This is a genomic window from Variovorax paradoxus, assembly GCF_022009635.1.
Classification (GTDB): Bacteria; Pseudomonadota; Gammaproteobacteria; order Burkholderiales; family Burkholderiaceae_C; genus Variovorax.
The window spans coordinates 7899996-7908744 of record NZ_CP091716.1 but is presented as its reverse complement, the minus strand read 5'-3'; the positions used below and the strand labels follow the sequence as shown (position 1 = coordinate 7908744).

6 protein-coding genes and 8 pseudogenes are annotated in these 8749 nt (G+C 62.4%); 10 read left to right on the top strand and 4 right to left on the bottom strand.

What is annotated here, in order from left to right:
- Positions 1–319: nuclear transport factor 2 family protein (locus L3V85_RS37595; RefSeq protein ID WP_423838534.1), on the top strand; the 319-nt coding region annotated here is incomplete at its 5' end.
- Here L3V85_RS37595 and L3V85_RS37020 read toward each other — a convergent pair.
- Positions 221–432: pseudogene (locus L3V85_RS37020) on the bottom strand (IS481 family transposase); the annotation flags it as partial. The gene L3V85_RS37595 and the pseudogene L3V85_RS37020 sit on opposite strands and share 99 nt — an antisense overlap.
- A gap of 241 nt (positions 433–673) precedes the next feature.
- On the opposite strand from L3V85_RS37020, the gene L3V85_RS37015 reads away from it, so the two are divergent.
- From L3V85_RS37015 to arsH, 3 genes and pseudogenes are all read left to right on the top strand, one after another.
- Positions 674–1198, top strand: coding sequence for a hypothetical protein (locus L3V85_RS37015; RefSeq protein WP_237677464.1), 525 nt, complete (start codon positions 674–676; stop codon positions 1196–1198).
- Positions 1162–1422, top strand: a complete 261-nt coding sequence (locus L3V85_RS37010; RefSeq protein ID WP_237677463.1) for a hypothetical protein — start codon at positions 1162–1164, stop codon at positions 1420–1422. Before L3V85_RS37015 ends, L3V85_RS37010 begins: the two co-directional genes overlap by 37 nt.
- Before the next feature lie 267 nt (positions 1423–1689).
- A pseudogene (arsH, locus tag L3V85_RS37005) lies at positions 1690–2324 on the top strand (arsenical resistance protein ArsH); the annotation flags it as partial.
- A 39-nt stretch (positions 2325–2363) separates the two neighbouring features.
- Here the strand turns inward: arsH and L3V85_RS37590 are convergent.
- Both L3V85_RS37590 and L3V85_RS36980 read right to left on the bottom strand, forming a co-directional pair.
- Positions 2364–5310, bottom strand: a pseudogene (locus L3V85_RS37590) (Tn3 family transposase).
- Between the two features lie 4 nt (positions 5311–5314).
- Complete coding sequence (locus L3V85_RS36980) at positions 5315–5905, bottom strand: recombinase family protein (RefSeq protein WP_196996159.1); 591 nt, start codon at positions 5903–5905, stop codon at positions 5315–5317.
- Positions 5906–6149: 244 nt separating this feature from the next.
- On the opposite strand from L3V85_RS36980, the pseudogene L3V85_RS36975 reads away from it, so the two are divergent.
- The 5 genes and pseudogenes from L3V85_RS36975 to L3V85_RS36955 all read left to right on the top strand — a co-directional run.
- Positions 6150–6461 (top strand): annotated as a pseudogene (locus L3V85_RS36975) (type II toxin-antitoxin system RelE/ParE family toxin); the annotation flags it as partial.
- Positions 6435–6787: pseudogene (locus L3V85_RS36970) on the top strand (helix-turn-helix domain-containing protein). The pseudogenes L3V85_RS36975 and L3V85_RS36970, both read left to right, overlap by 27 nt.
- A 14-nt stretch (positions 6788–6801) precedes the next feature.
- Positions 6802–7161: a transposase gene (locus L3V85_RS36965; RefSeq protein WP_196996156.1), complete on the top strand. Its 360-nt coding sequence runs from the start codon at positions 6802–6804 to the stop codon at positions 7159–7161.
- Positions 7158–7553 carry a hypothetical protein gene (locus L3V85_RS36960; RefSeq protein WP_237677459.1) on the top strand — a complete coding sequence of 132 codons (396 nt, stop codon included), beginning with the start codon at positions 7158–7160 and terminating at the stop codon, positions 7551–7553. Before L3V85_RS36965 ends, L3V85_RS36960 begins: the two co-directional genes overlap by 4 nt.
- Before the next feature lie 23 nt (positions 7554–7576).
- A pseudogene (locus L3V85_RS36955) lies at positions 7577–7811 on the top strand (hypothetical protein); the annotation flags it as partial.
- Positions 7812–7895: 84 nt separating this feature from the next.
- Here L3V85_RS36955 and merR read toward each other — a convergent pair.
- A pseudogene (merR, locus tag L3V85_RS36950) lies at positions 7896–8328 on the bottom strand (Hg(II)-responsive transcriptional regulator).
- A 71-nt stretch (positions 8329–8399) separates the two neighbouring features.
- Here merR and merT point away from each other — a divergent pair.
- Positions 8400–8748 (top strand): annotated as a pseudogene (merT, locus tag L3V85_RS36945) (mercuric ion transporter MerT).
- Position 8749 lies beyond the last annotated feature (1 nt).

Genomic DNA, 8749 nt, shown 5'->3' with positions numbered 1-8749 from the left:
GCCGCTGGTGAGCGTGACGGGTGACGAGGCGCGTGGAGAAACCGCGTTCTCGGTGTTTCGCACCTTGCCCGGGGAGACCAGTCTCTTCGCGGTCGGCCGCTACCTGGACGAGCTGGTCCGGGTCGGGAGCGGCTGGCGCTTCAGCGTCCATCGCAACTGGAGACGCGTTCTCGATGCATTACGCATCTGCCGCTCTAAATGTCGAATCCCAAGGCGTTGTTCACGCGCGAATCCTCCTGATGGGCGGCTTGCGATTCTCAACGGAGTGTTGGCGAAGCCAGTTGCCGTCAGTAAGAGGCCGCGGCTCCGCGCTCGCTGAACTCTCATAAGGGCGGACGTACGCCCACTCGCGCAGGTTGGTTTGCACGAACCGTTCAGCCTTCCTGTTGGGCATACACAGCGAGTTCGTACGCGACGAATGCCCAAGGTGTCGCCGCCGAGCCAATTGAGCCTCCGTTCGACTGAACATTGAGCCAGGGCTAGATGCCTTCCGCGAGCGTTCGGCATGTGATAGGTCCGAGATCGAATGCTGTCGAATGGTGAACACCTTTGAACGCATGAACATACAACGAATGCACATCATTCTGCTGGCTTCGCAAGGCATGCAGGTGCTGAGGACACTCCAGATCATTTCCGGTCGCCAGGGATTGCACTTTCGTGGCGAGAGGGGCGCATGAGCGGCGCCCAGGTCGCACTGTTCATCGCTTTCGTGGTGGTCGCGACCCTGGCGCAGGGGCTGACAGGCTTCGCGTTCGTGCTACTGCTTGGGCTCGCCGGACTCTTCCAGCTTGCGCCCGTGACGGACCTGGCGAACGTGGCAACCACGCTGGCCGTGCTGGGCGCGGCGGCAATGCTGCGCACCTCGCTGAGACACGTCGACCGTACTGCCTATCTCGAGGCGGTGGCTGGATCCGCGCCGGGGGTTCTCGCGGGTGTGATGTTGCTAAAGTGGCTGAGCGCAAACGTCATGACCGTGTTGGGCGTGACGCTTGGCGTGACCATTCGCGTGCGCGATCACCATGTTGCGGCCGGGAAACGTGCTGCCAGTACGGTCCAGCGGCATCTGGTTCGGCGGTTTCGGCCTGCTCTCGGGACTGCTGGGCGGCCTGTTTCGGCCGGCGGCCCCCGCTTGTGTACCACTTCTACCGACAGCCCATGCCAATGGAAGCACTGCGGGCCACCTTGGTCGCCGCGCTGACCACGATGAGCGCGATGCGGATTGTCGTCGTCCTGGCAACGGGACAGTTCAGCCTGGTTGCGGTGAAGATGATCCTGCTCGCCGCCCCTGCGGTGCTGGGGACATCTTGGCTGCTGCGACGCTATCCCCCCCGCTGGCGACGCGAGACGGTGCTCAGGACCGTCTGTGTGTTGCTTCTCGCCACCGGCGTCAGCATCGTCGCCTCAGCCCTGCTGGGACGCTGATTCCCACCGCATGAGGAACCAGGGTTCCCTGAGGGCAGCACCCTGCCCTGAGCTTCGGTCCGAGGATGGTGCGCTGCGGACTACGCGCCATCGATGAAGCGGCACAGGTACCGCCGGGTGTCACGCGGGTCGATGCTGTCCTGCCCGCCGAAGGCTTCTGGGCTTCTGGATGCGGAATGGGGGAGGGGGCTCGCGCTGGTGGTCGCCGGCCGTTTAGGCTTGACTCCGGGCACGATGGCGCTAGGTTTGGGCGTTTCGCGCAGTGCATTGTCCTTTCATCTCAAGGAACTTTCGGACGGCCGGCAGAGCTGGGTACCGAGCGACGACTGGCGGTCGCGTCCTGTCTCGACCCCTGCCACCTTCCTGCTGCTCTACGGATCCTTGCGTGAGCGTTCGTACAGCCGGCTTCTGATCCTCGAAGCGGCACGTCTTCTTCAGGCCATGGGAGGCGAAGTCAAGATCTTCGATCCTGCTGGACTCCCGCTGGCCGACAGCGAGCCCGAAACGCACCCCAAGGTCCAGGATCTGCGCAAGCTTGCAGCGTGGGCCGAAGGGATGATCTGGTGTTCGCCAGAACGACACGGAGCCATGACGGGCATCATGAAAACGCAGATTGATTGATTCCCTGTCGATCGGGGCCGTCCGTCCGACCCAAGGGAAAACTCTGGCGGTTATGCAAGTTTCGGCGGCAGCCAAAGTTTCAACGCGGTGAACCAGATGCGAATCCTGGGTCGCTGGATGCGCATGATCACCATCCCAAACCAATCGAGTGTCGCCAAGGCATTCACCGAATTCACTGACGAGGGCTGAATGAAACCCTCGGCCTACTACGACCGGGTCGTCGACGTAAACGAGGAGCTGTTTAATTCACGCTGATGACACGAGACGTCAGTCCTTACCTGGGGTAGAACAAGCAGTCGTGTCATCAACCGCCATCTCGATCACGGCAGATCAAGCCGGGTATTCATGTCCAGGTCGAACCGCCCATATGGGTTGACGTGTTCCCATATCAGCGGCGTCAGGGCGGCGTAGTCGCGCGGCGTGAACCTGCCTTGCCAGTGCGGCAGGGCCAAGACCTTCTGGATCATCAGCGTGTTGATATAGACCATGCAGTTCTGGATCAGGTGCAGCGCGAGCATGCTGACTTCGTGATCCTCGCGGCGGTTGCTCGCCATCTCGCCACGGCGGGCGAAGAATACGAAGTCTGTCGCGCCGTTCCACTGCTCGACCACGTTCAGCCCCTCGTTGATTTCCCGGCGCAGCGCCTCGTCGTGCAGGTAGCGGCACAGGAAAATGGTCTTGATCGCTTTACCCAACTCAGCGAACGCCTTGTAGGTCGGATGTACGTTCTTCTTGGTGAAGCGTCGTAGAATGGCTTCGGTTTCCGCCGTCCCTAGGCGTAGCGCGGTGGCGTACTTGACCATCTGGTCGTACTGTTGCCGCACCGAGTCCCAGTCGATGGGCTTGGTCAGAATCTGTTGCAGGTTGGCGTAGGCATCGGCCTTGCCGGTTTCCGGCCGGTACAGCTTCTGTGAGTGGATCGCCTTCAACCGGGGCAGCAACTGGAAGCCGAGCAGTCGGCAGAAGGCGAACGCGACCGTGCTCTGGCCGTGCGAATCGACATACTGCCGATCCACCTCCATCTCGGTGCAATGGTGGATCACGCCTCGATCATTGACGCCACTTCCGACGACGACGGCGACTTGAGCTGCGAATGGATGCACAGCGAGCTGCGCTCGACGTGCCAGTAGATCATGATACCGCGCCCGCCGTAGCGGACGTGCCATTGCGTGGTGAGGTTCTGATCCCATGCGCCGAAGTGTTTGGAGTCCGACGCGCAGGCGGTGGTGCCGCTACCCCAGATCACTGGGTTGCGGGCATGCAGTGTGCCGTCTGCGACGATGGCAATCGCGCGACGCATCGCGTCCACGCTGATGTAACGGCGGCGCACATAAGCCAAGTCGCGTGCCGTGGTGCCGGAATCCAGTCCGGCCATGCGCTGCAAGCCGGCATTGGTGCCCAGGCCGTGCAGACACAGCAGCAGCGCGGCTGCAACACCGAGCGATCCATCGTCTCGTAGGAGGTCGGGCTTTTCAGGGCATCGGTGAAGCTCAGCCGTAGATCGGTTTCCTTGACCATATCGAGCAGGCTGGTCATCGGCCAGATGGCGTTGAGTTCGGCCTTGAGCGCAGTCAGATTGGGCGGATCGGGTTGCGCATCAAGTGGCGTCAGCGTGATCCAGCCACCGCCCTTGCTGCTCAGCCGGACGAATGGGTCTCTTCTCGCCGGCGTCGAAGGTGGACAGCGCCTCGCGCATCTCGGCTTGCAAGTCGGCGATGAAACGCTCCGCATCGAGCGGCAGACTCAGCGCCCGGTAGTAGTCCTCGCGGTTTTGCTCGAAGTTGGTCGGCAGATCGTCGTCGGGGTTGCGGTAGCGGTTTGCGCCGACCACCCAGATTTCCTTGCAGCGCAGCCGCTCGCGCAGCGCTTCCAGCACCGCGATTTCATAGGTGACGCGGTTGACGCGATCCCGGCCGGCGGCGTCCTTCTCCATCACGGCTTCGCGCCATAGGCCGCGTACCACGCCATCGAGCGGCACATCCACGTCAGCCGGGAAAACGTGCACCTTGGTGTCGGCAAAGCGCTTCACCAAGTCGAGTGCATCCATCACCGGGCGGTGGCGGTCGTTGTTGGAACGGAATTCCAGCGCGGCCAGCAAGGTCGGCACCATGCGCCGGTAGTGCCCCTGGTACGAATTGCGGATCACCGTGCGCAGCGTGATGCGATAGGTCGGGCCGGTGGCCTTCCACTTGACCAGATCGCGCAGCGTCTGCTCGCCGACCACCGGAAACACCACGTCGCGCACCACGCCATCCGGCTGGGCCAACGTAGCGTCGGCCAGGTTGAACAGCAGGTTCTGCTTGCCGGACACGCGCTTGAGATCTTCCAGCAGTTCGCGCTCGACCTTGCGCTCGGCACGCGCGCCGATCTGGTGGATGGTTTCGATCAACAAGTCCACCAGGTCATCGGTCAGCTGCGGGCGCGCAGGTAGACGAAAGCGGCCAGCCAAGTGAGGCGCGCGGCATCGGGATGCCGGCGCAGATCGCGGGGAACCTCGACCGACACACGCTGGCGACAGCGCTCCAGATCGCGCGGCGAAGCTTGGTCGAATAGATCGGCGGGAAGGTCGATGCCCCGGATCAGTTCCAGCTTCGCCAACTCGTCCTGCATGCTGGCAAGACTTGGGCGGCCGGGACTGCCGCGCAGTTTCAGCAGAACGGCCGGCGCGCTGCCTGCGGCTTCGCCTTGAGCATCTTCAACGGCGCTCTCCCCGTGGCCCGATTTTTCGGGGCGCAGCAAGGCATCCAGGCGTTCGCGGGTTGCGGGCGGCAGCCGCTCATGGACTCCGTTATGAAAGCGGTTCGTGGGCACGCAACGCGCTACGCGCGATGCGCTCCATCCGGTCTGGTGTCGGAGGTTCAATGGCGAGTTCGCGGCAACGTCCTTCCAGCCGTTCGATCATCGGCTCGATGTCACCGCCGACTTCTCCGGCAACATGATCGCGCAGCCACTCCGTCAGCAGCTCAGCGTCGGCCACCGTCGCTTCGCGGAAGCCGAAACGCGCACGGATTTCGCCGCGCAACCGCTCGGCAGTGCGGCCCGTGAGGAAGGCTTCGCCGTCAATGGGCGCGGGTGCGTCTAATTGTTTGGCGAGCGCGGCTATGCCCTGTGCCTCGACTTCGGTTTCGTCGCGCGGGAAACGGCCGCGCTCGCGGAAGAAGGTCAGCAGGATGGCAAAGCCCAGCCGGGTCGCTCGGTTCTGGTCATCACCAGCTCGCGTTCGGCCGGTGCCAACAGCCACTGATCTTCCGCGTTGCCGTCCGCCATGCCCCTACGCTCCTGGTTGCGATGGTGCGGGCCAGCCGACCCGCGCCAGCGTTTCGATCAAGGTGGTGCGCTTGACATTGAAGTTACGGCACACCGCCGCCTTGGACATGCCGCCATCGAGCGCGGCAATGATGGCGTCCAGTTTCTCGCCAACGATGGCAGGTGGTCGGCCGCCGATCCGACCGCGTTTGCGCGCGGCGGTCAGCCCCGCGACGACGCGCTCCTGGATCAAGGCGCGCTCATATTGCGCGAGTGCGCCGAACACCTGAAATAGGAACTCGCCCGATGGCGTCGTGGTGTCCAGGTTCTCCGTCAGCGAGCGGAACGCCACCCGCTTATCCTTGAGTGAGGTCACGATGCCAAGCAGATGCGACAGCGAGCGGCCGAGCCGGTCGAGCTTCCACACGACCAGCACGTCACTGGGCCGGACGAATTCCAGCGCCTGCGCCAGGCCGGCGCGGTCATCCTTCGCGCCTGAGGCGTGATCCTCGAACAGGTGACGCGGATCGATGCCGGCGGCGAGCAGTGCATCGCGCTGCAAGTTCGTGCTCTGTCGGTCGGTGTCAGACGACACGCGCATGTAGCCAATCAACATAGGCGGATAACCATCAGAAATAGGTTTCCGTATGGTAGCGCGTGGCGACAGAGTTTTCCGCACAATTTTGAGGCCATCCATGGGTTGGTGCACATGACTTTTGCGGAGGTGTCGTAAAACAAGTGTTTCACGACATGCCCCTTGAACCTGCCGTACTTGTGAAATTACCTGAACAGGTATAAGATGCCATCATGACCGACAAAGAAAACCGCTCGAATGGATCGCGAGCAGCTACAAGGATCTGATGGCGTTGCCGCCGGACGTGCGTCGGCGTTTCGGTTACGCGCTGTCGCTGGCGCAGATGGGCGACCAGGACGACGCGGCCAAGGTGCTCAAGGGCTTTGGCGGTGCCGGTGTGCTGGAAGTCATCGAAGACGATGCCGGTGGCACGTATCGGGCGGTCTACACGGTGAAGTTTGCGGAAGCGGTGTTCGTCCTGCACTGCTTCCAGAAGAAGAGCAAGAGCGGGATCGCCACGCCAAAGGTGGACATGGACATCATCCGCGCTCGGCTGAAGGTGGCCGAAGCATTGGCACAGGAGCTACGAAATGCAAAACGAATCATTGAAGGCGTCGAGGTTCAACGCAGCTCGGGCAACGTCTTTGCCGACCTTGACTGCCCGATGCCGAGAAACTGAAAATCAAAACCGGCCTGGTAGTCGAGATCAGGAAAGCGATGCGTGCGCTTGGCTTGACACAACAAGCCGCGGCCAAGCGCATGGGCATCCCGCAACCGAAGGTGTCGGGCATGATGCACGGCGATTTCACCAACCTGTCCGAGCGCAAGCTGATGGACTGCCTGAATCGCCTCGGTTACGACATCGAAATCAAGGTGCGCCCGGCATCCGAGCCGGTCGGGCACCTGACGCTCGCCACCGCCTGACCAGGAACGTCACGATGGCCGCGCGCATTACCGACGAAGAATGGGACAAGCTGTCTCCGGAGAATTTCGAGACGCATTCGCTGTTGCGTGCGGTCGATGCCATGGACGAGCTGCGCGACGATCTCAACGATGGCGAAGACGCCGCCCCGCCGCAGCTTCGCACCGACCTGCTGAAGTTGCACCAACTGGCGATGGCCGTCATCAACGAGGGATCGCGCAGCCAGGTTGCCGACCTGTTCGAGCTGGCCGGTGATCTGGACGAGCAGGTTTCCTACATGATGACCAAGCTGGAAGAGATACAGGACACGCTGTCGCGGTTGACGGCGCTGTACCCGGACAGCCTGTACTACGGCGGATTGGACGGTGCCGAATGATCGGCTGGTGGATCGTCATATCGACGCAAAGCCCTGAGGAACGCGACCGCGCCGACCAGGAGGCCCGCCGTGCGGCCATCCTGGCGCAGTGGGAGACAGGCGCGGACGGCATCCGCTGGATTGAGCGCCTGACGGAAGCGGGCACGGCTGCCAAGCTCGCCGGAGGCGGCTACCCAAACCGCTACACCGCTCGCGCTGCCGACGTGCTGCCGCTGATTGAGGGCGGCGGCATCCAGCCGTCCAAGGATGGCGTCTGGATTTTCGGTATCGACGAAAGCGAGGAATACGCCCAGCCGCCCGGCTGGATGGGAAAGGTCGAAGTGCATGCCGACCGTGTGGCCGCCTGTCCTGCCGATCTGGTCTTGACCATCGACGCCTGGGATCAGTCCTGAATGTTCTGGGAGACAGACACGTTATGAGTCGCAGCCGCCGCAAGACACCCATCGTTGGGCACACGACGCCGCAGCGAGCGCGAGGACAAGAAGCTCTGGCATCAGCGCTGGCGAACTCGCGAACGCACGGCGCTGGCCAGTGCATCGCCGGATGCGCTGAGCGCCCACCTGCCCTTGCTGGAAAACCAGGTCAGCAGCGTCTGGTCGATGGGCAAGGACGGCCGCTGTCACTTTCAGAAGGCGACAGCACGAAATATCAAAAGTCGACCGCACGGTCTTTTCTGACGTTGGAGTCGCCTCAGAAAACGGAAAATAAAGCACGCTAAGGCGTAGTTCCTCGGGCTACACCGCGTCCGCACTGCGCGGTTCTTTCTTCCCTTGCAGTGACGCAATCAGCGGGCAGGAAACGTTCCCTTCCGCGCATGGCAGGCGCACACCAAATCAGACAGCACGGCCTCCATGCGCGCCAGGTCAGCCATCCTCTCGCGCACGTCCTTGAGCTTGTGCTCGGCCAGGCTGCTGGCTTCCTCGCAATGGGTGCCATCCTCCAGCCGCAGCAGCTCGGCGATCTCATCCAGGCTGAAGCCCAACCGCTGGGCTGATTTCACGAAGCGCACCCGCGTTACATCCGTCTCGCCATAGCGGCGAATGCTGCCGTAAGGCTTGTCCGGTTCCGGGAGCAAGCCCTGCGCTGATAGAACCGGATGGTCTCCACATTGACCCCGGCCGTCCTGGCGAAAACGCCAATGGTCAGGTTCTCCAAATTGTTTTCCATATCGCTTGACTCCGTACATAACTACGGAAGTAAGCTTAAGCTATCCAATTCAGATTCGAAAGGACAAACGTATGTCTGAACCTCAAAACGGGCGCGGCGCGCTCTTCACTGGCGGGCTGGCCGCCATCCTCGCCTCGGCTTGCTGCCCGGGCCGCTGGTTCTGATCGCCTTGGGGTTCAGCGGCGCTTGGATCGGCAACTTGACGGTGTTGGAACCCTATCGCCCCATCTTTATCGGCGTGGCGCTGGTGGCGTTGTTCTTCGCCTGGCGGCGCATCTACCGGCCGTCAGCCGCCTGCAAACCGGGTGAGGTTTGCGCGATTCCCCAAGTGCGAGCTACTTACAAGCTCATTTTCTGGGGCGTGGCCGTGCTGGTTTTGGTCGCGCTCGGATTTCCTACGTCGTGCCATTTTTCTATTGAT